Genomic DNA, 15924 nt, shown 5'->3' with positions numbered 1-15924 from the left:
TCATTTCAACTTCTGAATAACAACCACTTTTAAATAATTAAATTCAGGGAAGTCACGACTTGTACGGAAATCTCTCGGCAATGAGGACTCCTCGAGAATCTTAAATGTAGAACCCGCATCCTTGAAAGCTTCTTCAATGAATGTTTTGAACTTCTTCATGCCAAAGCTCGCATTATTCGTCGATGCCACAATGACACCGTTTTTCTCCGTAATCGCAATCGCATCCTTCAGCAAAGCCGGATAATCCTTCGCTGTGCTAAACGAATATTTCTTCGTCCGCGCAAAGCTCGGCGGGTCCAGAATTACAAGATCAAACTTTAATTCTTTACGCTTCGCATAGCGGAAATACTCAAACACATCCATCACTTTAATATCCTGCTGCTCATAATCAATACCATTGACACTGAACTGCTCAATCGTCTTCGCCAGGCTACGCTTCGCCAAATCGACACTCGTCGTCTTCATGGCGCCACCAAGTGCCGCCGCAACCGAAAACGCACCTGTATACGAAAACGTATTCAGCACATTTTTACCCTGTGCATACTTATCACGAATCGCCTGACGCATATCACGCTGATCCAAGAAAATACCCGTCATTGCGCCATCATTCAAATTGACCGCGAAATTCATGCCATTTTCCTTGACGATAATCGGGAAATCACCTTGCTCACCACGGACAAAATCATCTTGCTCGATGTATTCACCCTTCGTATCGAAGCGCTTTTTCTCATAAATCCCTTTGTACTCAACGATTTTATCCAACACACTATAGACATGATGCTTCAGCGAATAAATTCCCTGGCTATACCAGCTCACCATATAATAACCGTCGAAGAAATCAATCGACAATCCACCGATACCATCGCCTTCTCCATTAAACACGCGAAATGCCGTCGTGTCTGGATCTACAAAAAGGGCTTCTCGGCGTTCAAGCGCCTTCGCAATTTTTGATTCGAAGAAATCGAAGTCAATCGCTTCCTCTTCTTTATGCGTCAGCACCCAGCCAATCCCTTTGTTTTGATTGCCATAATAGCCTTTCGCCACAAAACGACGGTCTCTGTCCACCAAACGAACAATCGCACCTTCCTCCGTCAAAGCATTGGCGTTAATAATCGCTTCCTTCAAAATTAACGGATAGCCCTTTTTCAAATCTGCTATATTTTTTGCATTCACTTGTAAATCGATTGTTTTCGTCATTTCATCAGCCTACTTCATCATTTTTTCTTATTATCGCACGTTTACACCAGAATTGCGAAATTGGCTAGGGTTTGTTATCCTTCTACCCACATCATTTGTATATCCTTCGCTCTGCGAATAATCATCAAAGTCGTGTATGCCGCTATAAATAATATCCCAGCGCTATTGTCTAACTTGCCGTCCTTTGACGGAGCAAATACGTTTATCTCACTTTGAAAAATCATTCCATCATTTCACACAGTGTCTACATAAAAATATATTCGATTCACAATCCAGAATAGCGTTGCATGCTGAATCCATCTCATGGGATAGAAAACACGTATATGATATAGTAGTAGGACAATAGAATAGGTGGCTCAAGGGTGGTCAGCCCATTCCCGTAAGAAAGGGGGTGGTGCTGATGTCAGTATTCGAATCGTTAATGTTCGCAGTAGCATTTGCAACATTAATCATATTGATATTGTCATTTAACCTAAAACAAAAATAACCCATCCTTGAGTTAGGCGCTCAGATGGGTTATTCCTACTGTATGGCTGCCCCTTGAAGGGACCTACCTATTGTATTGACCGCTGGATCTCACAAATCCGCGGTCTTTTTTAGTTTATTCAACTTATACTGCAAGTATACAATTTAAAACCAGATATTTCAAGAGATTCAGTACCCTACGATGAGTAACCGTGCACAGTGATCGCCATTTTAGAACGTACGCCTAGCATAACAAAGCGTATCATTAAAATAGCAGTGGAATCTCCCCCACTACTTCTCTTCTTGCAACAACGCCCCATCCACTATTTAATTAATCTTCTCCGCCAGCTCTAAAATAATCCCTTCTGGTCCACGAACATAGCATAACTTATATATATTTTCATAGTTTTGTATCTCACCCAAAAGTTCTGCACCTTTTTCTTTCAATTTGGCAACAATGGCTTCAATATCTTCAACGGCAAATGCAATATGCTGGATACCCAACGTATTTGCAAAAGATTGCTGAATCGCTTTTTCATCTGACGGAGTATGGAATTTGACCAACTCCAAAGTTGCCTGACCATCCGACATCCCTAACATGACAACCGTCTGCCTAACATCAGTAAGCCCAATTATCCGTTCTACCCACTCTCCTTTTACTTCCGCTTCCCCTAGCACTTCAAGTCCAAGGTCGAGAAAAAAGGCTTTAGCGGCGGGAAGATCTTTTACAATAATACCTACATGATCTATTCTATGGATTTTCAAAATTCATACCTCCTATACCTTTAATTCTTATTAAAAATTACTTCTCTTCCTTCAACAACGTCCTTGAATAGATCAATCCAACAACTCCCACGATTGTAAATAAAATGGCCCGAATAAGGATCGAGATGCTAGCCAAATCAATGATAAAGAGCTTCAACACACAAACGACAATGAGTCCCGCACCGATAAATTTGACCCACTTCCACTGCTGCTTGCCGCCGACACTAATGGATACGAAGGCAAAGGTGAACAGTGAAAATGTGTGCACTAGCAACACATATTCCAAGTCCCACGCATAAGCTGCGATGAAAGAAAAATACCATTTATTCAAATAGATGAAGTAAAAAACCTGAAGCACGACCGCTAACTGCGGGACATGCCATTTCAGTTTTTCACGCGAAAGATAAAATCGGTCTTTCATCATGGCCCAAATCAATACTGTGAAAACTGCTGCATAGAGTACTTGCACTAAAAAATTGAACAAAAACTCTCCATGTGCATTAAATACCCCAAGCCCCGCTAGCATAACTGATAAGCTGAGTATTAAAAACAAAATCACTGTACTATGTGCTACATAAAGCCCTTTACGCCATTTATGCAAGGTGTACATCGCACAAAGTACCACTAACATGACAAACCGCTGAACATGCATAGCTGTTTCGAATGCCAAAGAGGTACTCGATAGCCACAGCACTGTCAATTGATTGAGGTATAGCAATACGAGTACTTGCCCGGCAATCAAACTACCGTCAATGCGTACTGTTTTCCCTACCAACCACGTTGGCGTCCAGCGATATAGCGTGTAAAACAACCAACCCACTGAAGCTAAAAATACTAACCACACTGCATGTTCTAACGACCAAAACTGTTCAATTTGTACGGTGGTGAGTACTGCTGGCAAGGCAAACAGATAGACAATGGAGCCCGTCACAATCGTCCGCAGCGTCTCATAGCGTACACCCACCCAAATACCGAGCGTACCGTTCAACAGCAGCAGCATTAGGACAACCCTACTGTCCTCCAAATCGAAGGACAATACCAAAACGCTTAGCGCAAATACTGCCACCGCCGACAGAACCCCTTGTAGCGCGTAATCCTTCTTCCATAACGTATACATCGCAAGTACGCAGTAGACAAATGCCACCAGTCCATAAACGGCTATCTCTGCCACATGATCTAGTAACTTCACCCAAGCGATCGTAAACATAAAATTCGAGTACAACAATCCTTCCGAAAAAACAGTCCTCGAAATCTTCCCTTTTACATAAAAGAACAAAATCACACCATGCTGGATGAGCACCGTCGTAACCAATATTCCCTCTGCGTCGTAGCTACCATCCAAAATCGCATAAAAGAACAACGTCAAATGGAACAGCACGAATGTCACATAGAAGGAGAACTTATGCCGTTGACTAAGCGACACGTAAAACAACGATAGAAATAACAGCAAGATATACGCACAAAACTGAATCGCAGTAGTCCCTTCCCCCTCCAATAAAAAAGGCAGTAAAAATCCTGCAATCCCCGAAAACAATGTCAGCGTCTCTGACTTCATTTTTCTAGATAATAACAATCCCACGACAATATAGACGACACCTAACAAAAATGCGATCGTAAAACTTAAATAGCCATACAAATGATGCGCCGCAAAGGTCGTCAATATCCCAAGGGCTATAAAGCCACCCAATAACGTTAAACCAAATCCTTTTTTTCCACCACGAACATAACGCATACCCAGGTAATACAGCAAAACGGTCCCTGCATAGCCAAGCGCCACACGCACCGGGTTGGTAATCACACCATGATCCATGCCCACCTTCAAGCCCCACAGCACACCAAGCAGCAGGATGAACATGAATACGCGCGGCAACCAAATCCCCAATGCTTTCTCCAGATTAAATTCCTTCCGAACGGTCGGCACGCGAACAGGAATGTCCTGCTTCGGAGTAGCTACCTGATCAGGATGCTTCACTGGTGCCGCCACGTGCATCGTTGGTGCCTGTTCCGGAACGACGACTTCCTTGCCAGCCAATTGACGCTTTAACGACGCTACCTCCTGCTCCAGGACAGTCACTCTTTTGAATACAGCCTTTAGCTCTTTATTCAAGGTCATAACCTCCTCCCTCGTTTATTTCTTTTGGAAATCATACCATACTAGTAGAATAAACTGAGAATAATAACCACAAAAAAAGCAACATTTTCTAAATAGAAGAAGTTGCTCTCTAGTAAATTATGAATGATTAGGCCAGTAAGCGAAACGCTAAACTTTTCCACATACTAATGCGAACGGGCTGACGTTCCTGCTGCCCTCTAATTTGATATAAATAAGTCCGTAAATCGCCTTCAAACTCCTGTATTAAAAAAGGGACCTTCGTAAAATGATGGGGCTGTACCATATTCGGCTGAATCGCAAACATCCGAACGCCGCCCTCATTGACAACCGTTGCGACAAACTGCGAACAGAAAAATGCATGTTCACGCTGAATACCAATATTTAAAGCAACCGCAAACAGTCCTATAAAGTTATACTTATACTGCTCTTTACGACGTTCAATCTGACGAACCATTCTGCGCATTTTATGATATTCCTCTTCACTAACCTCACAGCTAAAAATCATACAATCCGCATCCTGAAATATCCCCGTCGACACATCCTCACGGACAAACCCGCCCACAAAAGGATTATGCCGCTGCTTCCGCCCGAAGCTATACACCTCATTCAATTGCTCATCAAAAGCGATTGAAGCGTGATTCAAGTCCTTCCGTGTATACAGCCCTATCGCCTTCGACAGCAATGTCCCCGTATCCGTTAAGACAATATATATGGTTTTCCCCACGACAATCAACCCCCACAATCTGTTACACCTATTATCTACTTTTAAAACAGCAAACTAAACCGGCTATAGATGGAAACTATCTAAGCCCTGGGACCTAGTTCGCACAGACACTCTGAACAATTTATGACATCTATCATCTCTATACTTAATTATACGTCTTTTACCAGCTAAGAGTTTCATGTTTTTGAAAATAATTAAAACTTAACACGTCGTTCATAATAGAGTTCCAGTGTTTATCACCTGGAAAAAGAACAAACGGTGCCTGCGCACCACTGCCCTATGCGCAAATTTTTCAGCATACGCTCAACATGTTTTCATTCCGGAACTTTCTGGGTATCTACATACTAACAGCCTTAAAAACTTGTGTCTATCTTATATAGAGGGAAGTGAACACAATGACAAACAATTTGCCAGAAATCCCGCAGCTCGCACCTACATCTGATAACGACGCCGCAACAATCGCTAACCAAGTCGTCGCAGCTGTCAACGCCTACAATCGCAACTTAAACCACGACGAGGAAGTCGGACTCATGCTGACATCATTTGGACAAACCGTGACGGTCAACATTACGGGAATCGGCTATATTGGTACAAGGCTGATTATGTTTAAAGGTTTCCTCACAAATAATAACGCACCTGTCGAGCTACTACAGCATGTGTCACAGTTGAATTTTTTGTTGGTGTCGTTGAAGCGGGAGAATCCACAAGAGGAGAAGAAGCATATTGGGTTTGTGGGGAAGTGAAGACAACAAGGTGCAATGGCGTTGGCCTTGCACTTTTTCATTATTTTTGTATCCTTTTTCAGCCGCACGCTCTATATATAATGTGAAAGTCATCGTTCATCGGGGGGAAAACGTCTTACTTTAGTCGAAAAGGGGCATTCGATTACTGTAAGAACTATCACGAAAAATGGAAAGAGGAGGATTTCTAGTGAATAAATTAGTCAAAGAAGCACACATCCTACTGCTTCCATCACTCATAATGGAAGTAGGTTTAAATGCGGCCATTTTTCTACAACAACTGCATGTGAACTTACTCATTTCGACAAACGTTCAGCATGGACATAAGTGGGTATATAAAACAGTTGAGCAATGGGAAAACGATGAATTTCCATTTTGGTCAATAGACACCATTAAAAGAACCATTCACAAATTAGAGAAAAGCGGCTATATCATTTCAACTACTTCACATAACTTTTCTAAAATGGACAAAACAAAATCGTATCGTATTCACTACCCAAAGCTACAATGTCGGACTGTGCAACATGCCACATCAGTGACAGCAAAATCGACACAAGAGGAAGTGTAAATTGCCCCCTCTACAGAATGCAAAATGCCCCTAGCAATAACCAAAGAGTATTAAAAGGATTAAAAAAGATATTGTCGAGAAGTCTCTCGACGGTGTTTCAATTTGCAATTAGCATTGACTGCCTTTAAGAACTTGGAATTGTGGTAGTACGCACCACATTCTCAAAAATAATAGCCCTCCGCAGAAGGCTATCATTTCTAGTCGTACCCTATATTGTGTGCAAGGATTATTTCAATCCACATTCCTTTGGTAATAAGGAATGACAAAAATAAGTTGTGACTTTCCCACTGTGTTCAGATAAAAGGAACGTTACATTTTTATAACTACTATGGTTTTTACACCTTTAAATCCCACCGCGTTCAAATAAAAAATGGAGCATATTCTGTAACAGTTCCCTTTATTCGATTGTGTTAAACTACTTTACATTATTGGAGAAACACGCTTTCTCCTGTACTATCAACTAGCTCATAACCGTTCGTAATCATCAAAATTTCCAAGACCGTCATATTTGGCAGCCTGTCATTAAAACTTTTTGCCATTGCCTAATCAGGGAATTGAAATGCTTCTAGTTCAGTTTGCATTTCATATTCATCACCATTTTTGTGTAACAAGTAGATTCTTAACAATGGATTTGTAGAACCTTCAAAAAAACATTTCATAAATCGCAAATATATTTAACATTATTTTTTCGCCTGTGCTCCATCTTCCATTGAAATATCGATTTTTAAATTAATTGAACCGTTTTGGTGTTCTTTTAACTTTTCCCAAAATGCTTTCATAGCCATAGCATATTTTTCAAAAGATATATTATCGACACTTAACACTTCTTCCATGTTGGTTGTACGATACAGGTTCATAAGTTTAGTGTCACCAACTTTCTCAAAATATTCAGGACGGATTTCAAATAACGCCTTAGCTGATGTGCCACTTCCATGTTTAAAAGTATTAGAAATTAAATTGCATTCCCGAATTGTCTCCCATATTTCCGTTTCTACAATAGGTACCTCAATCCCGCTGTCTTCACTATGTCCGAACCAGTCCAGGATTTCACTTTCAGAAAATGATAGCATTGTAAAGGTTAGATTCATTTCTTTTAACACCCCCCCTAAAATACCAAAATTGTTTACAAATTTACCGTAGGCTTCTTCCTCGTGTTTTGAAGTGAATTCAATTTGATTGAGATATTCGTTATGTCGATGCGTCATTTCTTCATGCAACCACCTTCGCAATTGCTGCTCGAATACTTGGTATAGGTTGCTTAATGACATTAATACAAATTGATAATGCATAAGTGATTGTTCCTGCATTCTATCGACTGCATAATCTTGGACCTTTTCATAGTAATCACCCATATCATCGTATTCAGGATTGAAACTGTATTTACCAATAATAGTTTCTTCCGCTTCTTTTAGGCACCTCTCATACGCCTTTTCAGGATTTTCTTTTACCTCTTTATAAATTGCATCATACGTACGGTCATGTGTATCTAATAGTACGTCATATATGCGAGTGTAAGATTCCCTGAAGAAGGGGCTAAAGTATAATTTAAAATTTCCCGTACGTTCTTCATACCGTTTTTTCTTTTTCATTGGATCACTACCTTTCTAGATAATCCCTAATACCGTTTGAATGGGTATCCATGCTAATTAATAGCTTTTCATCAATATATCGGTTGCGGGTGATTGTAATCAAAATAGATTAAGTGGTCCAGGGTGCGTATATTCAGAAGGCTGAGTCCATAGTGCCAACAAATTTAAATAGATAGATAGAATCACTATTTCTTCAGATACCTGCAAAATTCTTCGCATTAAACATTGCACCCGAATTTAATCCAATTCCTTCATTAACCTTTCTAGAATATATTCTTGTCCTTTTTCAGTTACTACTATAACGGTAGCTGTCTGTTCCCGATCATATTTATCAAAGCCTGTTGACGATTTTTCAACATCTAGGTACCTCAATCTCCGTGCTTGGCTTGTAGGTAGTTTCTTATTTTCACCGTTTATCCAAATTAACCCCCAGCTATGCAACCTTTCAAATAACTCTTTCCCACTTATCTTTGGTCCCTTTCTTGTAATGACTTTTGCAAGTTCCCTGACTGTCAAAAAACCTCGAGTTTCCATATTCAAATACCTCCTTTTCCTGAATGAGTAGATTAGTTTTCAATGATTTGATCAATGTTAAATAGAGTTCTAATCCGTGTTCTTCCACTTGCGTAGCACACTTCATAAATACTGTATATTACAAAAATAGAATTCGTGATTCTTCGAGTTATTGGCACTTTCAAATGTAGTATTAATCAATTCTTAATTGCGTCCTTTCCCTTTGGGAATCAATGACGTTATTTATCGCCTTAATCAATTCAAAATATATTCCACAACATTCATCTGATAACATTTCAAAGTCGTGGTACCCATACGAAAATAAAAGATTTCCTTCTTCCATCTTCTTATCCAATTTGGTTAACACTTCTGCTATCTCTTTATCCAATTTAGAATATTGTTCAAAGAGAGCGGCTCGAATTTCTTTACTGTATTTGGCTATATCCATTTCTAATAGCCCGTTATCCCGTTGCTTAACAATACTAACTTCTCCATTTTTACGTAATACATAATTGTAGGCTTTTATGAGTTCTTGCTTTTCTTGATATTGACGTTCCTCGTCTATTTTTTGAAATTCAATTTTAAGTGCTTCTTTTTGGGATTTTGTATTATAATGGCCAACCAAATATGAAGAGCCTAAACTACCGAGCAATGTGGCTACTGCAACAATTATTAAATTAAAATCCATCTTTCAGCTACTCCTTATTAGAGCGTTTTAATTTGGGTGCCTGATTCTAATGCGTTTCAAAATTAGATTAGAACCAGGCATCTTTTTTGTTAAGAAAAGCAGAAGTTAATCTCAAATAAACATCTGTTGCATAAATCCCTTTTTCTGTTCTTCCAAAATCGTTATTTTTTCTGTTTCCCCATTAATCTTCTTATCAATTTCAGAAAGGAAATTCACTATTTTCTGTTGCTCCAAAAGAAGTGGAAGAAACACTTTAAGATTTTTTATTTCTTTATTGTATAAATGAACAACGGACGACCCTTGGGCATATACGGCTAATTCATTTTTCTTTGCTGAGTTAATTTGATAACTAATGAATGAACCTAAAATATTTGTATTCGGTCTAAATATATTTATATCCCCACCAAGTAAAACTCCTTCTGCTTCCAATGAACTTGCACATGCTATATCAATTGCAGTTTCCCCAGAAGAAGGTATAAGAACATCATTTTTCATTCCAGTAACAACATTATCAATACTCTTAGTTCGACTATATACTTTATTAATTACATGATCATATAGTGTATATAATTCTCCGTAAAGAATACATGGTATCCCCTCTTCAGTTAAATCAGCCTTTGATAGGCCTCCTCCTTTAGAAAACTGGCCCAAACTTCCCAGGGTTTGCTCTTCCCACTCCGAAAATTCCTGCCCATTCTCATCCTTAAACCTCAATTCCCGGCTAAATAGCTTCTGCATCATGCCCTTTTTATACTCACGCCAAGCCTCAACCTTTTCTTTTTGCTGTTCGATGCGACGATCAAGTAAGTTCAAAAATCTGGAGACATACTTCTGAGTTTCAAGGGATGGTAATTTTATTTCTAGCTCATTAAACTCCTTTTGTCCAAGTGTTTTATTCCGACCAGCCCCACCAGGAGATGCAAGTTCTAAAAGATATTTCCCGCGATTTGTTTGATATAGTCTGGTGAAGTAATCCAAGTCCACCTTACTATTATCAACTCTGTACATTGGAAATCTATGTGAAGCAATTAACCCTTTTAATTCACTATTAGTCTGTGCGATTGCTCTCTCCCAAGCAAATACAATATTTACAATAAAGCAATCTTCTTCAATCCAAAATACACGTTTATTACCTAATTCTTTACCTACAACGGGTTCTTTAATAAAAATCCCCTTGGCATGTGAACGTATTCCGATTTGGACGTACTCGGCTTGTTTTTCAACCTTAACAGGGTTTTCCACTCTTGTAAGAATCTGTGAATTTTTATATACCTTATAATTTCTAATTATGTTTTCCATCAGAAGTTTCAAACCCCCAATTCCCTAAAATACTTCTCAAGTTCCGCATCTATTTGTTCAATTTCTACATCAATTTCCTTCATCCGTCGTGAAACAACTTCCAAATCAATCGGCTCTTCTTCTTCAAACGTATCGACATAACGGGGAATGTTAAGGTTGTAGTCATTCTCCTCAATTTCACTTAATAATGCTGCATAAGAATATTTATCAATTGTTTCACGAGACTTATACGTTTCCACAATCTTTTCAACGTTTTCATCGGTTAAGATATTTTGATTCTTTCCTTTTTCAAATTCACTGGATGCATCAATAAATATCACATTGTCATCCGCTTCACGGCATTTTTTGAAGACCATAATACACGTTGGAATAGTTGTGCCAAAAAAAATGTTGGATGGTAATCCAATAACTGCATCTAGGTAGTTTTTATCGTCAATTAAATACTTGCGGATAATGCCTTCCGCCGCACCTCTAAACAGCACACCATGCGGTAATACGACGGCCATTGTTCCGTTGTCATCCAAGTGGTGAATCATATGTTGGACAAAAGCATAGTCAGCTTTTGATTTGGGTGCTAGGCGACTATAGGCACTAAAACGTTCATCATCCAAGAATGCTACATCTGAGGTCCATTTGGCACTATAAGGTGGATTTGCCACGACCGCTTCAAATTTCATTTCCATGTGTTGGGGTTCTTCGATAGTATCCGCATTTTGAATATCAAAGTTTTGGTAAGATACATCGTGCAATAACATGTTCATGCGAGCCAAGTTATACGTTGTAGATGTGAGCTCTTGACCATAGAACTTACGAACATCCGCTTCTTTTGCCACACGCAGTAGAAGTGAACCTGATCCACAGGCCGGGTCATAAACATTCTTCAAATCTGTTTTACCGACCGTTACAATCTTTGCCAAAATCTTCGATACTTGCTGGGGAGTATAGAATTCTCCAGCAATCTTACCTGCACTAGCCGCGAATTTTGAAATCATATATTCATAGGCATCACCCAGTAGGTCAATATCCACATCATCATGTAAGAACGGAATATCGTTGACGCTCACGATTATTTTTGCGATTAATTTAGAACGAGATGAAACGTCACGCCCCAATTTGGATGAAGCTAAATCCATATCGTCGAATAAATGCTCAAAGTCTGCTTGGCTATCTGTACCGAGCGTGGATTCCGTTACTGCATTGACTGCTTCCTGGAGTAATTCCGTATCAAATCTACCATTGTTCCCTTTTTCAATTTCAATCATCATATTTGAAAACAGATATTCAGGCTTAATGACATAACCGATTTGTTGAAGAAGTTCCTCTGTCAGTGCTTCACGATATTCTTCATCCGTCCATGCCTTTGCGTAAGAAATTGAATCTTCTTCAAGTAATTTACCTACACGATCTTCTGTCTTTTCGGATAAGTAGCGATAGAAAATTAACCCGAGAATGTAGTTTTTGAATTCATATGCTTCCATTTGTCCTCGTAAATCATTTGCCATATCCCAAAGTTTTTTGTGTAGTTCTGCTTGTTGTAATTGCTGCTTTTCAGATGTTGTCATTTATATTCCTCCATTTTCACTGAAAGTAATTCATGAATATATTGATCTTCCAGTTCCATTCTTTCTTCCATAAGCCTTTTTTTCTGCTGGACTGCTTGTACAACTTTTCCTATCTTCACTTGTAATTGAATGGGTGGCAACGAGACTTCCATTTCACGAAGCATACCGATGGATAAGGACGAGACGCTGGATCCTTGAGTCGCAAGTTTGAATTGCCTTCGTACTTCCGCATGTTCGTTGAAATACCATTCAATAAACTTCGCATCGACTTGCTCTTGAAAATCAATAATAACGAAATTTGATGGAATCAGAAGTTTTTCAAAGATTATCGGAATAGAAGCAACACGTTGTGATAACAAATGTACGATGACCATATTCTCTTCAGTAAAACGAAGCTTATCTATCTGTTTTTCCTCGACCCATATACTGGCCTTCTTATCCTGTACCAACCTATACGGTAACCCTATGGATTCGTTGAATTCTTTCAACGTTAATACTTTTACACGTGTAGCACCCGGTGTTTTTTCTTTCGTTTCTACACGAGTAACATTTATACCTTGGACGACTGACGCCAATTCCTGTAATTGAATAGCCCTACACCTCCATACTTTTGACTACTGATCGAATTATATATGTTATTTTATAAAATAGCAATTATTATTTACGTAATTTTATAAAATAACATAAAGACCTGCCACAATCTTGTCAGTTGTAGCAGGCCTTTATGTTTATACTTTCGTATCTTCTAACCAAAGAGGGCGTTGAGCTCCCTCATGTATACCGCTCCGTATGTTCCATAATGAACTCCGTAATTTGTCGGGCAAGTTTTCGTTTCTTGATAAGCCCGACTTTTAAAGAATCACTAATTACGGATTGTTGAATGATATTGCTATACTCATATTCCTCAAGATATTGTTTTAAATCCTCTTCAGGCATGCCCATTTTCTCTGAAAAGGAATGAATTTCTTTTTCCCGCATCTCTTCTTCGTAACTATTATACGCATCGTCCACCGAGTCTTCATTTGTTAAATCAGGAACCACACGCTTCAAGAAACCTTTAATCAAGTCTACTTTCAAGCGTAATTCAGGATTATCAGCCCGACCCACTTCTTCCTCAATGAAACGAAGTTTATTCTCAAGATCCTCTTTATTATCGAAATCAAGATCTCGCATTAAGTTCATGATGTAGCTAACATTGATTCGATCTGTGTGCATGAGCTCCAATTCAAAGTCGATATCTTGTAGTATAGATACTTTTTCAACATCTTTTTTCACTTGTTCAGCAATTTTAAAGTACTTACTTTTATAGTCTTCGTACGTCTGGCTTTCGATTTCAAGTATTTCTGGATCAAACTCAAATTCTGTAAATGTTTTTAATCGAACTAAGAGTTTAGTCATATCTTTAAATGCATTGACAAAAGCCTTTTGATCCTCTTCCCGTTCCAGTTCATCAACCGCTTCTGGTGTAGCGGCAATTTCACGCACCTTCTTTAGAGAAGCTAAGAACATAGCCAAGTATTCAACATAACTTTTCATTAAAATATCATCGACAGAATCTGTCTGAGAAAAAAGTTTAAGGGCTTCGTCTGTATTATCCTTTAGGTTGCGATAACAGACGACATTCCCATAAGGTTTCGTTGCTTTTTCCACACGATTGGTACGGCTAAATGCTTGCAGTAAGTCATGATGTTTTAGGTTTTTATCAACATATAGCGTATTCAGCGTTCGACTATCGAAACCTGTTAAAAACATATTGACGACAAGTAATATATCAATCTGTGCGGTTTTGACCCGTTTGGAAATGTCTGAAAAGTAGCTCGCATATGTATCCGTGGTAAAATTCGTATCGAAGATTCCATTATAATCCGTGATAATGCGTTCAAGGCTATCCCTGGAGTGCTCGTCTTTCCCTTCACTCTCTTCATTCGCACCGTACGAAAAGATTCCCGCTATTTTAAAAGGATGTTCGATTTGTTTAAACATCTCATAATACTTAATGAGCATAGGAATGGATTGAACCGTAAAAATTGCGGTGTATCCTTTGCTGCGTGATTTTCGTTCATGATTGTCCAGAATGTTATTGACAACCAACTGCATTCGCTTGTCGTGCATCCAGACTTCATCTGTATTGATGGCTTCCACTCGGGTATCATCGCTTTCATCAACAGATACATTAAACGTTCGAATATGCTCCACTGAAAAGCCTAGCACGTTGCCATCTCGAATTGCCTCTTTAATCAAATACGTGTGTAAGCACTTTTCAAAAAGATCGGCAGTTGTTCGCCCATCCTGACTTTTATTCTCTTCAAAACGGGGTGTGCCTGTAAACCCGAAATGCTGTGCGTTTTCGAAATGTCTGGAGATATTCGTATGCATTTCCCCGAATTGGCTTCGATGACATTCGTCTATAATGAAAATCACTCGTTCACCTTTGTATTGATCCATGATATGAGCGAAGCGAGGATTCTTTACCGCATTCGCCATTTTTTGAATGGTCGTAACAATGAATGGCTTCATAACATCTTCAATTTGCTTAACAAGGAGGTCTGTTTTCTCTGTCCTGTCAACAGAACCCTTTTCAAATTTATTAAATTCAGCGATGGTTTGACTGTCTAAGTCTTTTCGGTCTACTAAGAAAAATACTTTTTTGATGCTCGGTTCATTTGCAAGAATTTGACTTGCTTTGAATGAAGTGAGCGTTTTTCCTGAACCCGTCGTATGCCAAATAAAGCCACTGTTCTTCGTTTCAAGGGCACGCTGGACAAGGGCCTCAGTTGCGTACACCTGATAGGGTCGCATGACCATCAACAGTTTTTCCGTATCGTTTAAAACCATATACCTAGCAATCATCTTAGCGATATGGCATTTTTCAAGAAACGAAGCCGTGAATTCATTCAAATTCGTAATGATGTTGTTTTCTACATCGGACCAGAAAAAAGTGTACCCAAATAAAATATCGCCATCCGAATTCGAAAAGTACTTCGTATCTACACCGTTTGTAACCACGAATATTTGAAGAAAACGGTACAATCCTTTGTATGAATGCTTGCGATAGCGTTGAATCTGATTGAATGCCTCTTTGAAATCCAGCCCTCTTCTTTTCAGTTCAACTTGCACAACAGGAAGACCATTGATTAAGATTGTTACATCATAGCGATTCGTGTATGTTCCAGTTACCGTGGTTTGCGTTGTCACCTGGAATAAGTTTTTGCACCATTCACGGGTGTTCAACAGCTCTATATATAGTTCCGACCCGTCTTCTCGTTCAATAATTTGTTTATCCCGTAAGATTTTAGCCGAATCAAAGATACTTTTACCATCAACTAAATTGAGTAATCGATTAAATTCTATGTCTGTGAGCGGCTTCCCTTCCAGTTTCTTTTGATTAAATCGATTGACCTGCGAACGGAAATTCCGCAGAAGTGCATCGTAATCAGGAAGCTGAATTTGTTCATATCCTTGTCGTACAAGTTGATTAATCATGTTTTTTTCAAGTTGTGCTTCAGATTGATAGCCCATTCACGTGACACCGCCTTATATTTAACATATTTATATACGTCTATTCTTGCATAATTCTGTCGGAATACTCAGTCTATATAATCACAAGCGAAGGTGCCTTACTGGGGTCGCCGAAGCGCCAAGCGTTGTTGGTAGGATTCTTTATGCCAACATATATAGTGATTCACACCCAAAAAGCTGAA

Annotated in this window: 13 protein-coding genes; 2 read left to right on the top strand and 11 right to left on the bottom strand. The window is 39.1% G+C overall.

Annotated elements, in window-relative coordinates; translation table 11 throughout:
- From R2B77_RS10645 to R2B77_RS10630, 4 genes are all read right to left on the bottom strand, one after another.
- Entirely contained in the window at positions 1 to 1197 is a 1197-nt protein-coding gene (locus tag R2B77_RS10645; protein WP_203248245.1) for a class I SAM-dependent rRNA methyltransferase, read from the bottom strand.
- A 792-nt stretch (positions 1198 to 1989) separates the two neighbouring features.
- Positions 1990 to 2427 (bottom strand): VOC family protein, encoded by a 438-nt coding sequence (locus R2B77_RS10640; protein ID WP_203248246.1) that lies wholly within the window; start codon positions 2425 to 2427, stop codon positions 1990 to 1992.
- Between the two features lie 37 nt (positions 2428 to 2464).
- Entirely contained in the window at positions 2465 to 4534 is a 2070-nt protein-coding gene (locus R2B77_RS10635; protein WP_203248247.1) for a DUF2339 domain-containing protein, read from the bottom strand.
- Between the two features lie 133 nt (positions 4535 to 4667).
- Positions 4668 to 5264 carry a hypothetical protein gene (locus R2B77_RS10630; RefSeq protein WP_203248248.1) on the bottom strand — a complete coding sequence of 199 codons (597 nt, stop codon included), beginning with the start codon at positions 5262 to 5264 and terminating at the stop codon, positions 4668 to 4670.
- 395 nt (positions 5265 to 5659) lie between these two features.
- Between R2B77_RS10630 and R2B77_RS10625 the strand changes: the two genes are divergently transcribed.
- Together R2B77_RS10625 and R2B77_RS10620 are read left to right on the top strand one after the other, a co-directional pair.
- Complete coding sequence (locus R2B77_RS10625) at positions 5660 to 6007, top strand: DUF6173 family protein (protein WP_203248249.1); 348 nt, start codon at positions 5660 to 5662, stop codon at positions 6005 to 6007.
- 187 nt (positions 6008 to 6194) lie between these two features.
- A complete protein-coding gene (locus R2B77_RS10620) occupies positions 6195 to 6572 on the top strand; it encodes a hypothetical protein (RefSeq protein WP_203248250.1) in 378 nt (125 codons plus the stop codon).
- Positions 6573 to 7252: 680 nt separating this feature from the next.
- On the opposite strand, the gene R2B77_RS10615 is transcribed toward R2B77_RS10620, so the two are convergent.
- The 7 genes from R2B77_RS10615 to R2B77_RS10585 all read right to left on the bottom strand — a co-directional run bounded on the left by R2B77_RS10615 (position 7253) and on the right by R2B77_RS10585 (position 15742).
- The gene (locus R2B77_RS10615; protein ID WP_203248251.1) at positions 7253 to 8161 is read right to left on the bottom strand and encodes a hypothetical protein; all 909 of its coding nucleotides are present in this window, start codon (positions 8159 to 8161) and stop codon (positions 7253 to 7255) included.
- 237 nt (positions 8162 to 8398) lie between these two features.
- A complete protein-coding gene (locus tag R2B77_RS10610) occupies positions 8399 to 8695 on the bottom strand; it encodes a phage antirepressor KilAC domain-containing protein (RefSeq protein WP_203248252.1) in 297 nt (98 codons plus the stop codon).
- A gap of 172 nt (positions 8696 to 8867) precedes the next feature.
- Positions 8868 to 9362, bottom strand: coding sequence for a hypothetical protein (locus R2B77_RS10605; protein ID WP_203248253.1), 495 nt, complete (start codon positions 9360 to 9362; stop codon positions 8868 to 8870).
- A 111-nt stretch (positions 9363 to 9473) separates the two neighbouring features.
- A complete protein-coding gene (locus tag R2B77_RS10600) occupies positions 9474 to 10661 on the bottom strand; it encodes a restriction endonuclease subunit S (protein WP_203248254.1) in 1188 nt (395 codons plus the stop codon).
- Between the two features lie 8 nt (positions 10662 to 10669).
- Complete coding sequence (locus R2B77_RS10595; RefSeq protein ID WP_203248255.1) at positions 10670 to 12223, bottom strand: type I restriction-modification system subunit M; 1554 nt, start codon at positions 12221 to 12223, stop codon at positions 10670 to 10672.
- Positions 12220 to 12798 (bottom strand): restriction endonuclease subunit S domain-containing protein, encoded by a 579-nt coding sequence (locus tag R2B77_RS10590; RefSeq protein ID WP_203248256.1) that lies wholly within the window; start codon positions 12796 to 12798, stop codon positions 12220 to 12222. Before R2B77_RS10590 ends, R2B77_RS10595 begins: the two co-directional genes overlap by 4 nt.
- Before the next feature lie 196 nt (positions 12799 to 12994).
- The gene (locus R2B77_RS10585) at positions 12995 to 15742 is read right to left on the bottom strand and encodes a type I restriction endonuclease subunit R (protein ID WP_203248257.1); all 2748 of its coding nucleotides are present in this window, start codon (positions 15740 to 15742) and stop codon (positions 12995 to 12997) included.
- Between the last annotated feature and the right edge of the window lie 182 nt (positions 15743 to 15924).

The sequence above is a fragment of the Sporosarcina beigongshangi genome (genome assembly GCF_033485195.1).
In the GTDB taxonomy this organism is placed as follows: domain Bacteria; phylum Bacillota; class Bacilli; order Bacillales_A; family Planococcaceae; genus Sporosarcina; species Sporosarcina beigongshangi.
The sequence above is the reverse complement of the archived record's forward strand: the minus strand, read 5'-3'. Positions and strand labels throughout refer to the sequence as shown.

What these genes read in the sequence shown, in the direction of transcription:
- R2B77_RS10645 (WP_203248245.1), bottom strand. Translation starts at nt 1,197, where the DNA reads ATGACGAAAACAATCGATTTACAAGTGAATGCAAAAAATATAGCAGAT.
- R2B77_RS10600 (WP_203248254.1), bottom strand. Translation starts at nt 10,661, where the DNA reads ATGGAAAACATAATTAGAAATTATAAGGTATATAAAAATTCACAGATT.
- R2B77_RS10610 (WP_203248252.1), bottom strand. Translation starts at nt 8,695, where the DNA reads ATGGAAACTCGAGGTTTTTTGACAGTCAGGGAACTTGCAAAAGTCATT.
- R2B77_RS10595 (WP_203248255.1), bottom strand. Translation starts at nt 12,223, where the DNA reads ATGACAACATCTGAAAAGCAGCAATTACAACAAGCAGAACTACACAAA.
- R2B77_RS10605 (WP_203248253.1), bottom strand. Translation starts at nt 9,362, where the DNA reads ATGGATTTTAATTTAATAATTGTTGCAGTAGCCACATTGCTCGGTAGT.
- R2B77_RS10625 (WP_203248249.1), top strand. Translation starts at nt 5,660, where the DNA reads ATGACAAACAATTTGCCAGAAATCCCGCAGCTCGCACCTACATCTGAT.
- R2B77_RS10585 (WP_203248257.1), bottom strand. Translation starts at nt 15,742, where the DNA reads ATGGGCTATCAATCTGAAGCACAACTTGAAAAAAACATGATTAATCAA.
- R2B77_RS10615 (WP_203248251.1), bottom strand. Translation starts at nt 8,161, where the DNA reads ATGAAAAAGAAAAAACGGTATGAAGAACGTACGGGAAATTTTAAATTA.